This is a genomic window from Nitratireductor sp. L15S-10, from assembly GCF_045011005.1.
Classification (GTDB): Bacteria; Pseudomonadota; Alphaproteobacteria; order Rhizobiales; family Rhizobiaceae; genus Nitratireductor.
On record NZ_CP120674.1, the window covers coordinates 2,737,086 to 2,756,076 of the forward strand.

Annotated in this window: 22 protein-coding genes; 7 read left to right on the forward strand and 15 right to left on the reverse strand. The window is 58.8% G+C overall.

All coding sequences use genetic code 11. The annotated features are described in order from the left end of the window. Positions 1 to 37 precede the first annotated feature (37 nt). The 3 genes from P2W41_RS13125 (at position 38) to P2W41_RS13135 (ending at position 2,607) form a co-directional block, all read left to right on the forward strand. The gene (locus tag P2W41_RS13125; RefSeq protein ID WP_292893218.1) at positions 38 to 622 is read left to right on the forward strand and encodes a DUF1214 domain-containing protein; all 585 of its coding nucleotides are present in this window, start codon (positions 38 to 40) and stop codon (positions 620 to 622) included. Further along, the gene (locus P2W41_RS13130) at positions 615 to 1,157 is read left to right on the forward strand and encodes a DUF1254 domain-containing protein (RefSeq protein ID WP_404933361.1); all 543 of its coding nucleotides are present in this window, start codon (positions 615 to 617) and stop codon (positions 1,155 to 1,157) included. Before P2W41_RS13125 ends, P2W41_RS13130 begins: the two co-directional genes overlap by 8 nt. An 811-nt stretch (positions 1,158 to 1,968) precedes the next feature. Next, the gene (locus tag P2W41_RS13135) at positions 1,969 to 2,607 is read left to right on the forward strand and encodes a hypothetical protein (protein ID WP_404933362.1); all 639 of its coding nucleotides are present in this window, start codon (positions 1,969 to 1,971) and stop codon (positions 2,605 to 2,607) included. Here P2W41_RS13135 and P2W41_RS13140 read toward each other — a convergent pair. The 4 genes from P2W41_RS13140 to P2W41_RS13155 form a co-directional block, all read right to left on the reverse strand. Then, entirely contained in the window at positions 2,583 to 2,930 is a 348-nt protein-coding gene (locus P2W41_RS13140; protein WP_404933363.1) for a DUF1491 family protein, read from the reverse strand. The genes P2W41_RS13135 and P2W41_RS13140 overlap by 25 nt on opposite strands. Before the next feature lie 59 nt (positions 2,931 to 2,989). Continuing rightward, positions 2,990 to 3,931 carry a peptidoglycan-binding protein gene (locus tag P2W41_RS13145; protein ID WP_404933364.1) on the reverse strand — a complete coding sequence of 314 codons (942 nt, stop codon included), beginning with the start codon at positions 3,929 to 3,931 and terminating at the stop codon, positions 2,990 to 2,992. Then, positions 3,906 to 5,603: an ATP-binding protein gene (locus tag P2W41_RS13150; protein ID WP_404933365.1), complete on the reverse strand. Its 1,698-nt coding sequence runs from the start codon at positions 5,601 to 5,603 to the stop codon at positions 3,906 to 3,908. Before P2W41_RS13150 ends, P2W41_RS13145 begins: the two co-directional genes overlap by 26 nt. A gap of 223 nt (positions 5,604 to 5,826) precedes the next feature. Then, the gene (locus P2W41_RS13155; protein WP_404933366.1) at positions 5,827 to 6,015 is read right to left on the reverse strand and encodes a hypothetical protein; all 189 of its coding nucleotides are present in this window, start codon (positions 6,013 to 6,015) and stop codon (positions 5,827 to 5,829) included. 118 nt (positions 6,016 to 6,133) lie between these two features. Between P2W41_RS13155 and P2W41_RS13160 the strand changes: the two genes are divergently transcribed. Then, positions 6,134 to 6,487 carry a DUF5330 domain-containing protein gene (locus P2W41_RS13160; protein ID WP_292893206.1) on the forward strand — a complete coding sequence of 118 codons (354 nt, stop codon included), beginning with the start codon at positions 6,134 to 6,136 and terminating at the stop codon, positions 6,485 to 6,487. Between the two features lie 71 nt (positions 6,488 to 6,558). Beyond that, positions 6,559 to 6,987, forward strand: coding sequence for a SufE family protein (locus tag P2W41_RS13165; RefSeq protein ID WP_292893204.1), 429 nt, complete (start codon positions 6,559 to 6,561; stop codon positions 6,985 to 6,987). A gap of 30 nt (positions 6,988 to 7,017) precedes the next feature. Here the strand turns inward: P2W41_RS13165 and P2W41_RS13170 are convergent, their stop codons facing one another. Beyond that, positions 7,018 to 7,842: a DUF6456 domain-containing protein gene (locus P2W41_RS13170; protein WP_404933367.1), complete on the reverse strand. Its 825-nt coding sequence runs from the start codon at positions 7,840 to 7,842 to the stop codon at positions 7,018 to 7,020. A gap of 1 nt (position 7,843) precedes the next feature. After that, the gene (locus tag P2W41_RS13175; RefSeq protein WP_404933368.1) at positions 7,844 to 8,104 is read right to left on the reverse strand and encodes a helix-turn-helix domain-containing protein; all 261 of its coding nucleotides are present in this window, start codon (positions 8,102 to 8,104) and stop codon (positions 7,844 to 7,846) included. Between the two features lie 375 nt (positions 8,105 to 8,479). Here P2W41_RS13175 and P2W41_RS13180 point away from each other — a divergent pair, with 375 nt between their 5' ends. Next, a complete protein-coding gene (locus P2W41_RS13180; RefSeq protein ID WP_292893198.1) occupies positions 8,480 to 8,779 on the forward strand; it encodes a cytoplasmic protein in 300 nt (99 codons plus the stop codon). 128 nt (positions 8,780 to 8,907) lie between these two features. Here the strand turns inward: P2W41_RS13180 and P2W41_RS13185 are convergent, their stop codons facing one another. The 8 genes from P2W41_RS13185 to P2W41_RS13220 all read right to left on the reverse strand — a co-directional run bounded on the left by P2W41_RS13185 (position 8,908) and on the right by P2W41_RS13220 (position 15,650). Further along, positions 8,908 to 9,327 carry a MucR family transcriptional regulator gene (locus P2W41_RS13185; protein ID WP_292893196.1) on the reverse strand — a complete coding sequence of 140 codons (420 nt, stop codon included), beginning with the start codon at positions 9,325 to 9,327 and terminating at the stop codon, positions 8,908 to 8,910. A gap of 436 nt (positions 9,328 to 9,763) precedes the next feature. After that, positions 9,764 to 10,141 carry a monovalent cation/H(+) antiporter subunit G gene (mnhG, locus tag P2W41_RS13190; protein ID WP_404933369.1) on the reverse strand — a complete coding sequence of 126 codons (378 nt, stop codon included), beginning with the start codon at positions 10,139 to 10,141 and terminating at the stop codon, positions 9,764 to 9,766. After that, complete coding sequence (locus P2W41_RS13195) at positions 10,141 to 10,476, reverse strand: cation:proton antiporter (RefSeq protein ID WP_292893190.1); 336 nt, start codon at positions 10,474 to 10,476, stop codon at positions 10,141 to 10,143. The genes mnhG and P2W41_RS13195 overlap by 1 nt, the downstream gene beginning before the upstream one ends. After that, positions 10,473 to 10,946, reverse strand: a complete 474-nt coding sequence (locus P2W41_RS13200) for a Na+/H+ antiporter subunit E (protein WP_292893187.1) — start codon at positions 10,944 to 10,946, stop codon at positions 10,473 to 10,475. The genes P2W41_RS13195 and P2W41_RS13200 overlap by 4 nt, the downstream gene beginning before the upstream one ends. Then, entirely contained in the window at positions 10,943 to 12,499 is a 1,557-nt protein-coding gene (locus tag P2W41_RS13205) for a Na+/H+ antiporter subunit D (RefSeq protein ID WP_404933370.1), read from the reverse strand. The genes P2W41_RS13200 and P2W41_RS13205 overlap by 4 nt, the downstream gene beginning before the upstream one ends. 7 nt (positions 12,500 to 12,506) lie before the next feature. Further along, entirely contained in the window at positions 12,507 to 12,884 is a 378-nt protein-coding gene (locus P2W41_RS13210) for a Na+/H+ antiporter subunit C (protein ID WP_404933371.1), read from the reverse strand. Further along, the gene (locus tag P2W41_RS13215; protein ID WP_292893180.1) at positions 12,884 to 13,303 is read right to left on the reverse strand and encodes a Na+/H+ antiporter subunit B; all 420 of its coding nucleotides are present in this window, start codon (positions 13,301 to 13,303) and stop codon (positions 12,884 to 12,886) included. Before P2W41_RS13215 ends, P2W41_RS13210 begins: the two co-directional genes overlap by 1 nt. A 1-nt stretch (position 13,304) precedes the next feature. Continuing rightward, positions 13,305 to 15,650 (reverse strand): putative monovalent cation/H+ antiporter subunit A, encoded by a 2,346-nt coding sequence (locus P2W41_RS13220; RefSeq protein ID WP_404933372.1) that lies wholly within the window; start codon positions 15,648 to 15,650, stop codon positions 13,305 to 13,307. Positions 15,651 to 15,966: 316 nt separating this feature from the next. Between P2W41_RS13220 and P2W41_RS13225 the strand changes: the two genes are divergently transcribed. Further along, a complete protein-coding gene (locus tag P2W41_RS13225) occupies positions 15,967 to 18,075 on the forward strand; it encodes a S9 family peptidase (protein WP_404933373.1) in 2,109 nt (702 codons plus the stop codon). Here P2W41_RS13225 and P2W41_RS13230 read toward each other — a convergent pair. Continuing rightward, entirely contained in the window at positions 18,050 to 18,982 is a 933-nt protein-coding gene (locus P2W41_RS13230; RefSeq protein WP_404933374.1) for a c-type cytochrome, read from the reverse strand. The genes P2W41_RS13225 and P2W41_RS13230 overlap by 26 nt on opposite strands. Positions 18,983 to 18,991: the final 9 nt, after the last annotated feature.

The window sequence follows — 18,991 nt, forward strand, 5'->3', positions numbered from 1 at the left end:
AAGTATCCGGATGCGTCCGTAGCCTGCCGGATCGCGCATGCTGAAAACCATTGTCTTCATTGTCTTCGTTCTTCTCATCGCGCTCGGCGGCGGTACGGGCAGCGCATGGCTGGCGCTTGAATCGACACGCACCATCGGTTCCGTGGAAATCGGGCCCTGGGTCACCTTCCCCAATCAGGGGACACGCGAAGCCGACCCCTATTCCAGAGCAAGAAGCACAAGGCTCGGTCAACTCAGCCTCGGGCAGGCGGAAGGCGTGGTTCTTGTCGCAGCGACAGACAGTGACGGAAGCCCGCTTCTGCGCCAATGCAGTTATCGCCTTCAGGGTGATCTTCCCCCGACGCGCTTCTTCACCCTTCATGCCACGGGTGAAAATCGGCAAATTCTGTCTGCGCCGGCGCGTTTTCCTTCGGCGCTCCATTCGCAGGACCTCCTTTGGCGCCATGGTCAGACCTTGGAGATGACGATCTCCCCGCACCCTCAGCCTGACAACTGGATGGCGGTCGCCGGGAGTGGGTCGATGGAACTGGTTCTGACCCTCGTGGACACACCCATTTCGACAGGCGCGCGCGTTGGGGAAACCAGATTGCCGGCGATCACCCGGGTGGGCTGCGATGCTTAAGCTCCTTCATGCACTTATGCTGGGGCTCTTCGGGGCAGCCGCCGTTCATATCGCCATCCTGTTCCTGCTGCCCACTTATTCGGAGCGCGATGTTTGGGCTGCGATGGCGGAGGAAGCGGACCCTTATGCGCTTGTCAGACTGGGCAAAGGCAATGCAAATCCTCTCCTTGCCGAAGAACAGAATCCGTTCTTCGAAACCGCTGCCTGCCGATTTGATCTTGAAAACGGAATGGTACGATTGACGGCTGCAGAGCGCGTGCCGTTTTGGTCATTTTCAGTTTATGACCGGGATGGCTTCAACGTGTTCAACGCGAATGACCGCAGCGCGACCAACAGTGAGCTGGACGCACTCGTCGTGAACGCCGCCCAATTGCTGGAACTGCGCAAGGGCGTGCCCGAGACACTCGCGTCCTCTCTGATTGCTCAGACGACGATAGGAGAAGGCATGGTTGTGATCCGCGCCTTCGTTCCCGACGAGAGCTGGCGGATTATTGTTGAGCGCTTCTTCGAGGGTCTGCGCTGCGAAGCACTCTGAATGTCGGGATCATGCTTCACAACAGGGATGGCGAAGGCTGAGCTTCAGGCCGGTCGTCTTCCGAAACCTTCTCTTTGCAGGTCTCACCCCTTGGTCGAGCGTCGGCGGACATCCTGCGGACGGTCGTCTCCGCCGTTATCGGGATCGCTTTCCGGTCGTCTCTCATAGCGCACGCCAGGAAAGATGATGATCGAAGCGCTGGAAGGTCGCCTTTTCGACGCAACCGCTGTCGTTCGTTTCGCAGCCGTTGCAAAGCTCAATATCGTAGCCATGACATCGCGTCCCTTTCTGTGACGGAGTGGTACGCAACGCCTCCTCCTTCCAGTAAGGCAGCACATGGTTAACGTTTCGTTACCGGTTACGAACAGCCTCTCCCATCAATCCGGGCGAACCTGAAAGTCTGAACGGAAGTCTAAAGAAACCGGTTAACAGCTTGCTAAGGGAATTGCTGTAAATCTCGTCAATCGTCGGCTCGTCGTTCTTGTTGCCGATGGCGTATCTTGTAATCACTCGCGTTTCGGAGGGTTTGATCTGCGTGTCGTCCGCTGTATTCAGGCAACTGGCTTCTGGCGGGGAAGCGCACAGACCCGAGCGGCTGTTTCGCGCCGCAGTCTCCGCATTTGCATCCCTTACACGTCCTACCCGGCGCGAAATCGCCCAACTGGATGATCTTGCCCTTCCACTGTATCCCTTGATCTCCATGGAAACGCGCCGTTACGCGGCTGCGATCCTGTCAGAGTGCCAGAACCCGCCAAAGGGTTTGCTCAGGAAGCTTGCCGACGAGCCTGCGGAGATATCCGCTCCCCTATTAATGCGTTCCCCGGTTCTCTCGGATGTGGACCTGATCGGTCTTCTTGCCCGTCATGGTCGGGCCCATGCCCGTGTTATCGGACGTCGAGCTGGTCTCAATCCGGCAATTGCAGCGCTTACACGTGCGCTCACTGCTCAAAATGATGAAACCAGCGACGAGGCGGAGACAGGTGGCAGTTCTGTTGAAGCGGAGGTGCGTCAGCGCTTGCGTCTTATCATGCGTGCGGCCAACTCCCAGAGCCCACCCGCACCGCAGGAAGCCCGCCCGGCACTTCCTGCCGCAGATCATGCGGCCAGAACGTTGCGGGCTGCAGCCTTTTCCGGGGAACAGGATGCACTTGAAAAGGCGCTCTCGTCGGTTCTGGGCATTCCGCAAAGGGCTGCCCGCGAGATCACCGGCTTTCCCACCTATGGTGAACTTATCGTGGCGTTGAAAGCGCTGGAAATTGAGGAAGGGGAAGCGTTTCTTCTTTCCGCTGCGGCCTTTCCGGGGCTCTTCACGCAGCGCAGCGCGATCACATTCTTTCTGGAACGCTACAAGGCCCTTTCGCCAGCTACCGCGCGGCAAAGGCTGAGCGATTGGCAAAGTGGGCTGGGCTGTCCCGGGCACACGCCTCAGCCGGCAGCAATCTCGAAATAGCGTTCTGCCTCATCAAGGTCCGTCACCTCGATTTCGACCAGCCAGAAGTCCGGATCGAACCGACGCTCTCGTTTAAGACGCGTGTCGATCGCCTGGTCGTCATCTTTTGCGATCAGCGCAAAGCGTCGCTCATTGGGCCGCGCCTCGTCATAGAAGGCCTGTGCTGCGGGGCCATAAAGCGCCTGCTGGCCAAGACGATTGCGCAACAGAATAAAAATGGTTCCAGCCTCCCGCGCGCCTTTTTGCAGAACCGTGGCAAAACCACCCTCTGCGAAGAGACGCTTTGTCAGTGCAGAAACCCAGAATTCGCTGGTCAGGCGCATGGGCAGCGTCTCCTTGGTGCCGGCGGAAGATCAACCTGCCGGGAGGGCCCCAGCCCACGTCAGTTGGTCAGACCAACCTCACGCATTTTTGCAAGAAGCGCCTGGTCCGGCTGCCCGGTGACGGGGAGCCCGAAAAGGCTCTGAAACTCGCGAATGGCAGCCTGGGTATTTTGGCCTAGAAGGCCGTCAACCTCGATCCCGTCATTGCCAAAGGCCTTCAGACCGGCCTGCACGCGCATGATTGTGGGGTCCGCCTCGCTGGTTTCAAGGGCCGCCGTGTGAACACGCGCCTGCGACACGTTCGCCGTCGGTACGGGAACCCGTGCTTCCGCCGGCTCCGCGTTCGCGGAAGCTGAAGCCGAACGCTGATAGGCCGGGCGTGGTGTCGGCGTCGGTGCGACAGGGGGTATTATTGCCGGCGCTGCCGACAGATCTGGCGCGTTTCCCGCCGCCTGCGGCGCTGCCGAGAGCCCAAGCTGACGCAGCAGCGCTTCATCGACGGTCGGTGTTGGATCCAGATCCACGATACGGCGGTAGTTTTCGATTGCCGTGCGGGTCTCAGGGCCCTCAAGACCGTCAATCGTACCGCGGTACAGCCCCAGTTCCTGAAGCACCGACTGCACCTGGCGTATGGTCGAATCCCCACCGGCCACCTCTTCCGGGCGCTCGACCGGGATCGCCCCGGTCGTGTCCTGATCGGGGACCACCTGACGCGGAGCCTGACGTGGTGTCTCCTCAGAAATGACAGGCCGCTCGGGATCGGGCACATTCCGTGGTTCGGTGAACACCGGTGTACGGGTCGATATCAAAGCCCCGGAATGGAAATGCGGCTGATACCAGAGCGCGTTGGCCGAAACGAAGGAGAATGCGACAGCAAAGGCCGTTGCACCACCGACTGCCACCGGGTTGCGAACGATCGCCATCCCCGCCCCGGCTGCTCCGGCGCGTAGCAGAGTTCCAAACGTGACCTCCGGTTCAGGCCGTCTTGCGGTATTCTTCATTACCCCACTCATTATCAATTCCCGGTTTGCCACCCCGGCCCGTCTTGTCCTTTTCCGCCCCTACACCCACCGGCAGCGAAATGCTCACACGTGTGCCCTCACCCGGTGCGCTGTCGATGGTCATGCCACCACCCTGAAGACTTACAAGCCCTTTTACCAGCGCCAGACCGAGACCGGTTCCCTCAACATGCCTCGTCGCTTCGCTTCGGACCTGAGCAAAAGGCTCGCCGATTCGCTCGAGGTCATCGGCGGAAATCCCGATACCATTATCGGCAACGCTGAAGTCAAGGCGATTGCCGGTCCGCTCCGCCGTCACCCTCACACGGCCGTTGGCGTGCGAGAACTTAACCGCATTCGAGAGAAGGTTTATCAACACCTGCTGCACCGCACGTCGGTCGCAATAGACGACGCCGACGTTGTCCGCGATCGCCACATCCACATCCACCGCACGCGCCGTCGCATCCGCCCGGGCGAACGCCACGCTGGTGTCCACGGCATCCGAGAAACTGAACGCCTCCGGGTGAAGCGTGTAGGTGCCTGCCTCCAGCTTGGAGATTTCCAGCGTGGAGTTCACCACCGAGAGCAGATGTTCGCCAGCCTCGTGAATGAGCCGCACATATTCGCGCTGCCGATCATTGGAGAAGCGTCCGAAAATCTCCGTCTGAAGCGTGTCGGAAAAGCCGAGAATTGCATTCAGCGGCGTGCGAAGCTCATGGCTGACAGCTGCCAGCATTCGTTTGCTCTCGACCTTTGCGACACGTGCCTCTTCCCGTGCGCGCGCCAGGTCGTGCTCCAGTGCGGCCCGCTCGCTTTCGTCGCGCACGATCGCCACGACCTGCGCAGCATCTTCCAGTTTCAGAAGCTCTACGCCGAACTGACGATAACCGGATGCGCGAACCCCATCTTCTTCCGCAGGCATGCGCAGTCGGATACTGATCGTTCGCCGGTCGGCACCACCACTCACTTCAGAGACCGCGCACAGATAAGCCACGCGGTCACCCACATGAATACGCTCGAAAAACCCTGTCCCCAGAAGGATGTCGGACCGGACATTCAAGACCCCCTCGGCCTGATGGGACGCATCCACCACATCACCGGTGCCCTCAAGGCGCAGCACCAGCGCGCTCATCATCGTTTCTATGCCCACGCTTTTCGAGGATGCGGAATTGCTCATTTGCTCCGCCTGCGACGTCCCGAAGCGCAGGGCGAGCGTGGCCACATAAGCCAGCGGGATCAGCCAGAGCACGGCGAGCGGCAGCGATGCAGAAAAATGAATACCCAAAACCCCGCCAAGAGCGGCCAGTCCGAGAGAAACCACACCGGCGAGACCACCCGCCAAAAGAGCGCGACGCGTCCGTGCAATCCAGAAACTTTCTGCTGCAAGCCCCGCTATCAGGGCTGTCATCGGAGACGCAAAACCACCGGAAAGAACAATCACCGCGCTGATGGCGGTAATTCCAAGAACAAGCGCGAGCGCTTCGATCATTTCACGGCGCCCGCTTGCAAACAGGCCGGCTGCGGCCAGCCAGCTCACCGCAAAGCCGGCGCTGGCGAGCGCCAGCGTCGGAGCGAAACCCAGAGTGCCGGCGAGAAGCAGCGCGGCCGCGCCCGCAAACAGGAAGGGGGCCGTCAGAAGCACGACGGCAAGCCGCAATTGGCGCGAACGCTCCACCCCGTCTTCAACACTGGGGTGGATCAGCCTTTCGCAAGCGGCTGAAAGGGCTGCCAGCCATTCTTGATATGATGCTACTCGTGAACTCAACTCGACGCGCTCTTGCTTTGTCCGTTCGGCGGGTTCTTGTTCCTGACGAAACTCGCATCGAGCGTTTAAGGAAAGGATAAACGCAGGCGTCAAAGGGCCGGCGGCAAGCGCAAAAATGAGAGAAATCGACCCATCAAAGCGTGGTGAATGCCGTCATGGTTAACGCGCGCTGAACAAAATAGCCGCCAAAACAGCAAGCCCGAAAATCCTTTAAACAGGCCGTGCCCCGGAAAAAAGACAATTGCCTCAGATCATTAGATGCCAAACAAAGCGTAACGATGTTTCCGCGGGTTTGAAACGGCTTTGCTTCAAAGGCGGACATTTCCGAACTTTTAAAAAGTTTGCTTTCAATTTTAGGAGAATTCTCAAGAGCTTCTTGGCGGAGGCATGACATTGTGCCCGCCAGGGACATCCTTCGGGGCAAAACGGGACTGGACGTCATGGGCTTTATAATCCGCTCGATCTTCTGGCTTTCGCTGGTGCTGCTACTGTTGCCTATTGGGGGAACAGGCAGCCAGGACAGCGCGGAGACGCCACAGGTCGGCGCCCTGCAGGCACTGGGCGCGGCCCGCGAAGCCATTACAGACATGGTTGGCATCTGCGAGCGAAAGCCCGAAGTCTGTGCAACCGGGCGCGCCGCACTTCAGACGATCGGGGCCCGGGCCCGTGAAAGTGCCCGTTTTGCATATGAAATGCTCGAAGAGCCGACGGACACTCCGCCCGAGGCCGCCGCCAGCGCTGCATCGGCACCTTTAACAACCGGAAGTGTTCCAGAGCGCCCTGCCGATCAATAGATCCCTCGACATTTTGGGGCAATCAAAGGTTTTCCGTGACGAATGGCCGGCCAATCACTATATCCGGCCCAATGAGCACTACGATTGACACCCTTTATGACGATTTCGCCTTCCTCGACGATTGGGAAGAACGCTACCGATATATCATCGACCTTGGCAACAATCTGCCTTCCTATCCGGAAGCCGCGCGCGACGAGGCACACCGGGTGCGTGGCTGTGTCAGCCAGGTGTGGCTATATACGGAACGTGGAGAAGGCAACGACCCCGTCCTCACCTTCAAAGGCGATTCGGACGCCCATATCGTGCGGGGTCTCGTCGCCATCATGCTCCTTTTGTTTTCAGGCAGGCGCGCCAGCGAGATCCTGAAAATTGATGCCGAAGACGTGATGGCCAAACTCGGCCTTGACGAACATCTCACACCGCAACGCGCCAATGGATTGCGTTCGATGGTTCAGCGCATAAAAAAAGAAGCCACAGAGGTGGCACCCGCAGCAGGCTGATTGCCCGTTTTCAGGCAATCAGCAAATTGTTCAGGCGAGCTTCGGCCGAAAATTCTGCGCGCCCCAGTGCAGAATCGGCCTGTGCGTTTCGCGCTTCTTGCGAGCAGGGGGCTCATAATGGCGGGCCAGCGCGCCCAGTGCGGTCTTGAGCACCACCTTGGCCGAGCGCACGGGCCAGCCCCGCTCGATTTCCACCTGCTCGAATCCCTTCAGGAAACAACATATATCCACCAGCACACCCGCCAGCTCCGGTCCGACGGCCTCAAGCGCCCGGTCGACACGCTGACGCGCGCCCACTGCGGCCTCCGTAAGCTCAACGCCACCTCCGGCCCCGTTGCCGCGTTTCCTTCCCGTTACTGACGCCATCCAGTTGGCACTCAGGCGTGGCATGATCTGTGCGCGTGTGTAATCGGCACGCAGTTTCTCACCGGCGTCGAACTCCGCGATCGTCAGGAACGGTTCACCATTACGGGTGCGCCGGTTCGCAAGCTGCGCCAGAGGAGATTCGCTCAGCGTCGCGGCAATGATCGTCTTCTCGGCGCCCTGCTTTATGACCCTGCGCTCTATCTCCCGATGCTGGCTTGCAAAAGGTTCCCGCTTCGCAGCCAATCGACGCGCACTGGCGATGCCAGCAGCCGTCACGGCAGCCTTGTCTTCGCGCAGGCACACGAGATCGTCTTTCTCCAGCGCCTTCAAAACGCCAAGCGATATGGAGACCGTTCCCCGCTCCCCTCCGTCGAGAAGCATGCTCCCCTCCTTTGCGCCGGGTTGCAACCACGCCTCTCCCTTCTGCAGAAATCGCAGACAGCGGCTACGCTCGCGCGCATGGCGCAACTCTTCTTTGTAAACAGCCATGTCAGCGCAGCTCCGTGTTGCGGAACGCAGCCGCAGTGATGCGCTCCGTCATCAAAACGATCCGGTCAAACTCCTCGTCGTCACGCATGTCCTCAATAATATGACACGCATACTGGACGGTGGTTCTGTCACGACCGAACCCGCGTCCGACTTCACTCATGTTGAGCCCGAGAACCACATGTGCGGCATACATTCCGATCTGGCGCACCCGCGTTACGCTTGTCGATGAACGGCGCGTTTCGCGCAGTTCGCGCCCGCTCACATTGAACAGTGCGCCAACAATGTCGAGAACACATTCACAAACGTCCCCGACGCGCTCCTCGGGAATCGGACTGAGACGGCGGTGCAGCGTTACCGGTGATTGATCTTCAGGCGTTTTAACTCGCCCGTCTTCTTGTTCCGTCGATTTGGCAGCGTTTGAAAGCACAGACTTTATCCCTTCACAGGAAAGAGGAATAAATTCTTATACCTCACACACGCATATGCGGGAACAAATTACGAACAGATAAAAGCCAGAAACTCCTTAAACTACTGAAATTATTATTAAAACAAAATTCCGCACGAATTTCCCCTGTTGGTTTATCCCCGCTCCCACTGCGCGCTTCATAGTTATCGCTCACGACATGAAGGGTTGAGCATGACTACGGTAAAGATGGAGAGCATCGCCTTCCTCCAGGCCAAGCGGAAACGGTATGAAGACGCGCGGCAGACGGCCGCACTTTTCCTAGTCGGTGGGCTGGATCTTGAGGAGGCGCAAAACAGCTCCGGCCCCGAGCGCGACAACGTGCTTCGTCGCCTGAAACGGTTGATCGAGAGAGAGCGCCTGAAAGGGGTCCGTAACCATTGGAGCTACGACCTCAATCGCCACATAGCCCTGAGCCAGGCATTCAAGCGATTGACTGCGACAACGCGGTCCGGCCCCTCCTTTCGTCCATGAATGGGCACCATCACGCGGAGCCTCTGACCTGCTCCCCTGAGACGATCGCCGAACGCACAAAAAAAGCGGCGCCGGAAGCGCCGCCTGAACACGGAAACATCGCGCTGGCGCCTGGCGCCAGCCAAATGCTACTTTTCCTTGCGCTTGCGTCCTAAACCCATTTGCTTGGCCAGTTTCGAACGCGCCACGGCATAGCTCGGAGCCACCATCGGGTAATTGGCGTCAAGCCCCCACTTTTCCCGATACTGTTCAGGCGTCATGCCGTAATGCGTCATCAGGTGACGCTTCAGCGATTTGAACTTCTTTCCGTCCTCGAGACAGATGATATAGTCTTCGTGTACAGAGCGCTTCGGATTCACGGCCGGTTTCTGCTTTTCAGCAGGCGGTGTTTCTGGAGTGCCACATACACGGCCGAGCGCTGCATGAACGTCTGAAATCAAGTTGGAAAGTTCCGATGCAGGAACAGGATTGTTGCTGACATAAGCAGCAACAACGTCTGCGGTCAGTTCAATAAGAGTATCGTCGTTTTTTACAGAATCTTCGTTCATTTCGTTACCTTGCCCCAACGTCTATTCAAATCCACAACCTCATGCCGCCAGTGATGAGGTGTCTATAGGAATCCCTATTCTACAGGCATTTTTTTGCCGATTCCCGAGAAGGCAGCAATCATATCGTTTTTTTCGTTCGACCGGTCAACTCACAATTTCAAATTAATACTACCAGATACCTGCGGCTGATTGTTTATCACATCTCAAAAAATCGTATTTCATTCCAAAAATCAGATCAGCTTAAAATTAATCTCGGTACTCAACTAAGCCGACCTTAGCGTTTTTAACGCGCCCGGCTCTATCGTTCAAAAAAGAACGAATGCGTATGCGCCGCCGTCAATGCAGCCACGACAAGGAATTGTCTGTGGTGCGACAGATTGGCAGGGAATACACGAAGCAGCGCGAGGAATATGAAGTATAGAAGAAAATAGTCTATCTAATCTTCTTTATTACTTTTTCCGCCGATAACGTCTGGGGCCACACGCTCGGGAGACGCCATATCGTCATGCACCGAACGCCCCCAGAGCCTGTAGCCTGCGGCATAGGCCGCCTTCGCCAGAAGGTGGGCGGAAATCGGCGCCGTCAGGAGAAAGAACACCACCGCCGCCAATGCCCGGGTGACGATCGCCTGATCCTGCGCAAATATTGCCAGCGCGACAAGCATAAGCCCCGATCCGAGCGTCCCGGCCTTCGAGGCGGCATGCATGCGCGTATAGAGGTCAGGGAGCCTCAGAATGCCGATCGCAGCGATCAGGGTGAAAGCTGCACCGATGATGACAAGAAGGCCTGTGAGTATGTTGAACACGTCGTCCATCACTGCTCCTTGTCGCCGTAGATGCCGAGCGTGTCGCGCTTCACGAACTCCTGTTCATAACGTCGACTGAGAACGAAGCGGGCAAAAGCAACTGTCGCCAGAAAGCCGACAAGGCCGAGGGCGATGGCGATGTCGAGATAAAGCGTGAAGCCCGTGCGAATGCCAATGACCGCAATGAAGCCGATTGCAATGGTTACCAGCATATCAAGGGCGAGAACCCGGTCGGGCAGGCTCGGCCCCACAAGGACGCGTATGACAGTCAGCAGGAAAGACAGGCTCAACAGCGCGAGCGCTATGAACTCGGCAAAAACGAGAAATTCTTCGCTGGCGCTCATCGAAACGCCTCCATGATCTTGCGTTCGAAGCCTTCGGCAATGTCGCGGCGCAGTTGTTCCGGATCCGAGCAATCGATCGCATGAACGTAAAGAAAGCGGCGATCTTCCGAAACGTCGACGGACAGGGTCCCCGGCGTCAGCGTGATCAGATTTGCCAAAAGCGTGATCTCGAAGTCCCGATCCACCTTGAGAGGATACGCGAAAATGCCGGGCCGAAGGTTCATCCTCGGCGACAAAACAAGAAGCGCAACCCGCCAGGCAGAAAGTACCAGTTCGTAGAGAAACAGCAGGGCAAGTGATATGACCCGCATACTGCGGGCGAAATATCCCAGAGATCCGACCTGTTCCCGGATCAGGTAAAGTGCTGCCGCCCCAAGGAGAAAGCCGAAAATAAAGTTCGGCAGGGTGAAAGAGCCGCTGACCGCGGTCCAGATCAGCGCCAGGATGATATTGATCAGGGACAGTCTCATTGCACCGCCTCCGCAGGAAAGACCGCACCGATATAGCCTGATGCATCCAGGAGCCCGACCGCAGCCGCTTCAGCCACCCGGATAAATGGTTCAGGGTAAATGCCGAGCAGTATGATCGGAACACACAGCAAGGCCATTGAGGCGTAGCCATATCCGGGGGCACCCGTGGCTGCATCGGCAGGAACTCCGGAAGGGCCGTTGCGCCAGATCGCAAGGATATACACACGCCCGAGCGCGATCGTGGTGAGAAGGCCGGTCAACAAAATGGCAAAAGAGAGCCAGGGCCATCCTGCTTCGAGCGAAGCCCGCACGAGCAGCACTTTGGGCCACAACCCGGATGCCGGCGGCAGTCCTGCCACCGCAAGCATCAGAACCAGCGCAAAGGCCCCCATCGCCGGATAGGCTCGGTAAAGCCCACCCAGCTCATGCAGTGAGTAGCTTCCACCAAGCTCCTTGATGACGCCGGCCAGAAGGTAAAGCGCGGTCATTGCGAGAACGGAGTGGAATGCATAAAGAATCGTGCCCGTCAGCCCGATCTCGGTGCCCAGCGCGAGCCCTGCAAGCATCACTCCAACGCCAGAGATAACCACAAACCCCAGCACCCGGCGAATATCGGACTGGGCAATAGCGCCCATAATCCCGAGCACCATCGTGCCCGCCGCCACCCAGGCAATCACACCTGATAGCTCCGCCCGCTCAACGGGAAACAGCATCACCAGAACGCGCAGCAGCGCGTAAACTCCGACCTTGGTCAACACACCGCCAAACAGCGCCGCCGTGACGATGCGCGGTGTGTGATAAGAGGCTGGCAGCCAGAAGTTCACCGGGAACGCAGCCGCTTTCATGCCGAAGGCAAGCAAATAGAGGACTGCGAGGGTCATCAACGGACCTGTCTCGCGCATGGCATCCGCCTTTCGGGCGATATCGGCCATGTTGAGCGTTCCAAACGTGCCGTAAAGATACGCGGTCGCGGTCAGAAACAGCGTCGTCCCCACCAGGTTCAGAATGGCATACTTGGTTGCGCCGTCGAGCTGACGGTCGGTCGACCCCAGGATCAGGAGACCGAAGGAGGAGATCAGAAACACCTCGAACCAGACATACAGGTTGAAAATGTCACCGGTCAGAAACGAGCCTCCCACGCCCGCCATCAATAGCATCAGAAACGGATAAAAGCCGTAGCGGCGACCCGTCGCGCCGATGTCCTTCATCGCGTAGAGAGCACACACACTGGCAACCAGCGTCGCCACAAAGGCAAGCGATGCTCCGAGCGCGTCCGCGGTAAAGGATATGCCGAAGGGCGGCAGCCAGCGCCCCATGGTCATCACTTTCGGACCGTCTGCCAGCACCTGCAGAAGGAGTGCAGCGTTCGCGCCAAGAGTCAGAAGCAGCCCCGCAATGGCAATGCCTGCATGCAGCCGGGTTTCGTGGCGCACCATGAGCAGGACCGCGCCAAAGAGAATCGGCAGCCCGACCGGTGCCACAAGCATCCAGTCACCCAGCGCCGTCGGCTCCGTCAGCATTGCGTTGGAAATGTCAATCGATTCAGCAGCCATCGGTGCCTCAGTATCCAAGCGGGGGCATTGGTTCGCCCTCGGGTTCGGCAACGCGCATTCCATCCGTGTCGTCGGTTCCCAACTCCTGATAGGCACGGAACGCCAACACCAGGAGGAAAGCGAAGAGCGAGAACGAAATTACGATCGCCGTCAGAACGAGTGCCTGCGGCAGCGGGTTTGCCGTCGCCGCCTCCGGGGTCGGCAGCGCCTCGGGAATGATCGGCGGAACCTCACGCATCAGCCTACCAGCCGTGAAGATCGACAGGTTCACCGCATTGCCGAAGATCGAGACCCCGAGGAGAATGCGGATGATGTGCTTCGACAGCATCAGATAGATGGCGACAGCGAAGAACACGCTGACCACAAAGGAGAGAGCGACTTCCATTACCCGTGCTCCCTTTCTTCAAGGGCAAGTGCGACAGATGTGATCGACCCGAGAACGACAAGATAAACGCCAATGTCAAAGAACAGCACGGTGGATAGGTCCACGGGAACACCGAGCACGCTGACCTTGGTCCACAGGCCCGTCATGAACGGCACCTTGAAGGCAAGGGACAGCCAGCCGGAAATTGCCGACACCAGAAGCCCGAAACCCGAAATCGCCATTGGATGAAAATAGAGGGCGCGGCGCACCGGCGAAACTCCGCAGGCGATGCCGTAGATCGCAAATGCCGATGCGGCGATCAGTCCGCCGATGAAACCACCGCCCGGCTCATTGTGGCCCCGTAAAAGCACAAAGATGGAAAACAGGATCATCAGGCTTGTGAGATAGGGCGCGACCGTGCGGAAGATCAATGTACGCATATCACCCCTCCTCCCTGTTTTCTGTGATCGGCTTGACGCTGCGGATCCGCACCAGCGCCAGAATGGCCAGGCCGGCGATCATCACCACGGCAATCTCGCCCAACGTATCCGTGCCGCGGAAATCGACGAGGATCACATTCACGATGTTCCGGCCATGAGCGATCACGCGGGAATACTGCGAGAAGAAATCACTGAGCTCGGTGTTGAACGGCACCTGGGTCACGCGCAAAAGCATCAGGCCCAGCGCGGCACCGCAGGTTCCGGCCACGGCAACGTCAAGCACCTTTTCGCGTGTCGGGCGGTGATCCGTCGGCGAGAGCCGCAGCCGCGTCATGACAAGGGCCAGGATCACCACGGACAGCGTCTCGACCATGAACTGGGTGAAAGAGAGATCCGGAGCACCAAGCAGCATGAATATAAGAGCCACGGCAAACCCTTGAATACCAAGTGAGACGATCGCAGTCAGCCGGTCACGCGCATAGATCACCGCACCAAGACCGATCAGGGCGATCAGCAGGACGGTCCACTCATAGAAGGGCATCCGGGGAAGCTGGGGGGGTGTCGGCCATTCGTCATAAAGCCCCATCGGAATCAACACTGCGGCAGCGACCGCAACGAAGGTTGCCGTCATGTAGTAATCGAGGCGACCATTCTGAATGATATTGGTCACACGGAACGAAAGCCGGGTCAGACCGCGCATCACCTGGTCGAAGCCCCGGTCCGGTCCCCAGCCGATGGCGGTCAGAATGCCGGCCATGGCAGCACGCCCGCGCTCCAGCATGACGAATACCAAAGCACCCAACGCGACCGTCACCACCGAGAGGACGAGCGGCATGCCGATATGCGGCACGGTCGAAATCGTCACCGTTACAGGCTCGCCTATCACTGCACTCGACATCGGGCTGCTGACCAGCTCGTGGCTGAGACCTGATACCAGAGCAGACACAAGCCCGAGGCCGCCGAGAACGAGCGGCCCGAGCCAAAGCAGGACCGGCCCTTCGTGGGCGTGTTTGGGGGTCTCTACCTTGTTTCCAAGAAATGGCTTCAGGGCCACGGCAAAGCCGATCGCGAACATCAGCCCGTTGCCAGTGAGCGCGACCAGCGTCAGCAACGAGGTCCAGCCATCGGTGAAACCCAGGCCGGCATAGATCTCTTCTTTCGCAAGAAAGCCGAAGAACAGCGGGACACCGCCCATCGACGCGGCAGCCAGAACCGCCGCCGTGAAGGTGATGGGCATCGCCTTTCGCAGGCCGCCCAGTCTGGTGACATCGCGTGTGCCGGCCTCGTGATCCACCAATCCCGCAACCATGAAGAGCGCGCCCTTGAACATGGAGTGTGCCACCAGATAGAGCACTGCCGCTTCAACAGCCTTCTCCGAGCCCACACCCGTCAGCATGACGAGCAGCCCGAGCGAGGCTACCGTCGTATAAGCGAGCATCAGCTTCAGATCTGTCTGGCGCATAGCCAGGAGTGTACCGACGAGCAGCGTGGCACCGCCAAAAACAGGCAGGATCGTTTCCCATGCGACCGTATCACCCAGCACGGGGTTAAGCCTCATCAGAAGATAGACGCCCGCTTTCACCATTGTTGCAGAGTGCAGATAGGCCGAAACCGGAGTGGGTGCTTCCATCGCGTTCGGCAGCCAGAAATGGAAGGGAAACTGCGCCGATTTCGTGAATGCACCGCCGAGGATCAAAAGCAGTGCAGCCATATAAAGCGGCGCATCGCGCAGCGCGCTTTCGCTTGCAAGCAGAGCAGACAGGGAAGTGACACCTGTGGCTCCCCAGATTACCAGAAGCCCCGCCAGAAGTGAAAGCCCGCCAAGCCCGGTCACGACCAGCGCCTGCAGCGCCGCACGGCGCGAGGCTTCGCGTGAATGATCGAAACCGATCAGCAGGAACGAGGTGATCGAGGTCAGCTCCCAGAAAACAAACAGGGTCAGGAAGGAATCGGCCACTACCAATCCCAGCATGGACCCCATGAACATCAGTATGAAGGAGAAAAAGCGCCCCTGATGCTCATGTCCCTTCAGATACCCGCCCGCATAGAGCACGATCAGCGTACCTATGCCGGTAATCAGAAGCGCGAAGGTGACGGACAGGCCGTCAAGAAACCAGGAGAAGTCTACCGAAAGACTCGGAATCCAGACATATCCGGCCGAAAGCGTTTCTCCTTCGGAGATGTTTCCAACGAATCCGCTAAAATGAAGAAAGATCAGAGCAGGAGCCAGGGCCAGGATCCACGCCGCATTGTGTTTCAGCGCTTTTGTCAGCACTGGTGCGATGGCGGCGGCTGCAAACGGCAGCAACAGAGCAAGAAATGTCAGCCACTGGCCGTCTGCCGTCATGAACTCTCCCCACTTGAAATCGTGTTTCAGGCCACATTTTTAAATCTTACGGTGACATAAACACTCGCCTCAGGCACCACAAGGCGTAAACCGACCTGCAAAGCGCGATGAAACGCCGCCATTCACAGAAGATTACACAGCTTAAACCACGGGACAGGCCAGATGCAAAATCCGCTCATCGGGCCGGACCTGGGGCAGGGAAGCGCCGGGAAAAACACAATAAGCCATTGCCATGCCCTATTCGCTCGGGACATGAAGGAGGCATTCCCTGCGGCGCGCCGCACTCGCTTCTCGCAGATATTCACAAGGTAGCCTCATGACTTCCAAACCGTTCGCCATGGACGCAAAAGCCCCCTCGCCGCGTGCTCATCCCGTGAAGGACACGCGCCACGGCATCGAGCGCACGGATGAATATGCCTGGATGCGTGCTGAAAACTGGCAGGAGGTCCTGCGCGACCCGAGCCTCCTTGCCGACGACATCCGTACCCATCTCGAAGCCGAGAATGCCTATCAGGGAGCGCTCATGGCCGATACGGAAGAGTTGCAGAAGACTCTCGTCGCCGAGATGCGCGGCCGCATCAAGGAAGATGAGACGTCCGTGCCTTCCAGAGATGGCCCCTATGCCTATGCCGCCGGGTTCCGGACCGGAGGCGAGTATCCGCGCTTCTTCCGCCTGCCCAGCGGCGGCGGCGCGGAGGAGACGCTGCTGGACGGTGACCGAGAAGCCGAGGGCAAGAGCTATTTCCGCGTCGGCGGGGTCGATCATTCGCCCGATCACGAACGTCTTCTGTGGGGCCATGACGACAAGGGTTCTGAACTCTACACGATCAGCGTGCGCGACCTCGCCACCGGCGAAGACCTGCCCGACATCGTTGCAGAGACAGGCGGCGGTGGTGTGTGGGATGCGGCGAGCGATGGTTTTTTCTACACGCGTCTCGATGAGAACCATCGTCCTTCGAAAGTGTTTTTCCACCGCGTTGGCGCGGAGCCTGCCTCCGACCGCCTCGTCTATGAAGAGGCCGATGCGGGCTTCTTCGTCGGCGTTTCCGGCAGCCGCACGCAGGAGTGGATCTATATTTCCGCCCACGATCACGAAACGTCGGAGTGCCACATCCTGCCGGCCAACGATCCGGATGCCGTGCCACGCCTGGTCGCGCCACGCGAAACCGGCCTTCAATACGATCTCGAGGAAGGCGGCGATATCTTCTTCATCCTGACCAATGCGGATGGCGCCAAGGATTTCAAGATTGTCACCGCACCGGCCAGCAACCCTGCGCGCGAAAACTGGCAGGATCTCGTGCCTCACGAGCCCGGCCGCCTGATCCTTGCGATCATGGCCTTCGCCGATTATCTCGTCCGCCTCGAACGCAAAGATGGACTGCCGCGCATCGTTATTCGCGATCGCCACAATGGTTCCGAGCATACCATCGCCTTCGACGAAGAGGCCTATTCGCTTGGGCTTCAGGGATCCTACGAATACGCGACCGATACGCTGCGTTTCTCCTATTCATCAATGACCACGCCGGAGCAGGTGTTTGACTACGACATGCGCACTCGCACCCGCACGCTCCTGAAAACGCAGGAAGTGCCGTCCGGGCACAATGCGGACGACTATGTGACGCGTCGTCTGATGGCGCCTGCGCCCGATGGCGAACTGGTGCCGGTGTCTCTGGTCTATCGCAAGGGTATAGCGCTCGACGGTTCAGCCCCCTGCCTGCTCTACGGTTATGGAGCATATGGCATGGCGATGCCCGCCTCTTTCAATACGAACTGCCTGTCTCTGGTCGACCGTGGTTTCGTCTACGCCATCGCGCATATCCGCGGAGGCAAGGAAAAGGGTTACGCCTGGTACGAGGACGGAAAACGCGAAAAAAAGGTCAACACGTTCACCGATTTTATCGCCGCCGCCCGTCATCTCGTGGCCGAGGGATACACCAGCCACGACCGCATCGTTGCGGAGGGCGGGTCGGCCGGCGGAATGTTGATGGGCGCGGTTGCAAACATGGCGCCGGAAGCCTTTGGGGGCATTGTCGCCGCCGTGCCTTTCGTCGATGTGCTCAACACAATGCTCGACGACACATTGCCCCTCACCCCGCCCGAATGGCCGGAATGGGGCAATCCCATCGTCTCGCGTGAGGATTACGACACCATTGCCGCCTATTCTCCCTACGACAATGTAAGCGCGAAAGAGTACCCACCCATCCTGGCCCTTGCCGGCCTCACAGATCCGCGCGTTACCTACTGGGAACCCGCGAAATGGGTGGCCCGGCTGCGCGATCGGAAAAAGGGCGACAATCCGGTCCTCCTGAAAACCAATCTCGATGCCGGTCACGCCGGAGCCTCGGGCCGTTTTTCACGGCTCGAGGAAAAGGCGCTTACCTATGCCTTCGTTTTGAAGGTCACCGGGAAGATGGATAGCCGTTAGCTCTGGCCGGCACCGATTTGAGATAGGCGGCAATCGCTTCGCGATCTTCCTTGGCAAGGTGGGCCATGTTCTTCTGAACGGAGACCATGGCCCCGCCAACGGAATCGAACTCCGGCGTGAACCCGCTCTCCAGATAGTAGGCGATATCGCCCGTCGACCAGGAATCGATGCCGCCTTCCCCGGAGGTGATGTTGGGTACGATCCCCTCGCCTTCGGCTGACACGGCTCCTGCAAGCCACTGATCGTAGAGTTGCCCTCCGGCGAAATTCCGCGGCGTGTGGCATTCGCCGCAATGCCCAGGGCCTTCAACGAGATACCGCCCGCGCTTTTCCGCCTCGGACGCGTCCGTCGTCAGCGGGACGACCGGCTCGTCATGCATGAAGGCGAGTTTCCAGAGGCCGACACCACGGCGCATTGTGAACGGGAAGGAAAGCTGGTGTTCTCCGGCTTGCCCTTCCACTTCCGGCAGCGTTTTCAGGAAGGCGAAAAGATCGCTCACATCCTGTGCCGTCATCCTTGCGTAGGACGGATAAGGAAATGCGGGATAATAGTGCTCACCATCAGGGGAAATGCCGCGCAGCATCGCATTGGCGAAATCCATCTCGCTCCAGTTGCCGATACCGTCCTCTGAATGTGTTGAGATGTTGGGCGCAACGAAGGTGCCGAAATCGGATTTCAGCTCAACGCCTCCTGCAAGCTCCAGCCGCGCATCGCCGTCAGCCCCGGGGCGCGCGTGGCAGGAAGCACACCCCCCAGCCCAAAACACCTGTTCGCCGCGTTCTGCACTTGGCACTTCCAGAGCACCAAGTGCCCCGGCCTCAAGCGGGGTCGGAGCACTCAGTATCCAGAACGCCGCTCCACCGCCCACGATGATCACGAAGGCCGAAGCAAGCAACGTCTTTTTCATGACAATCCC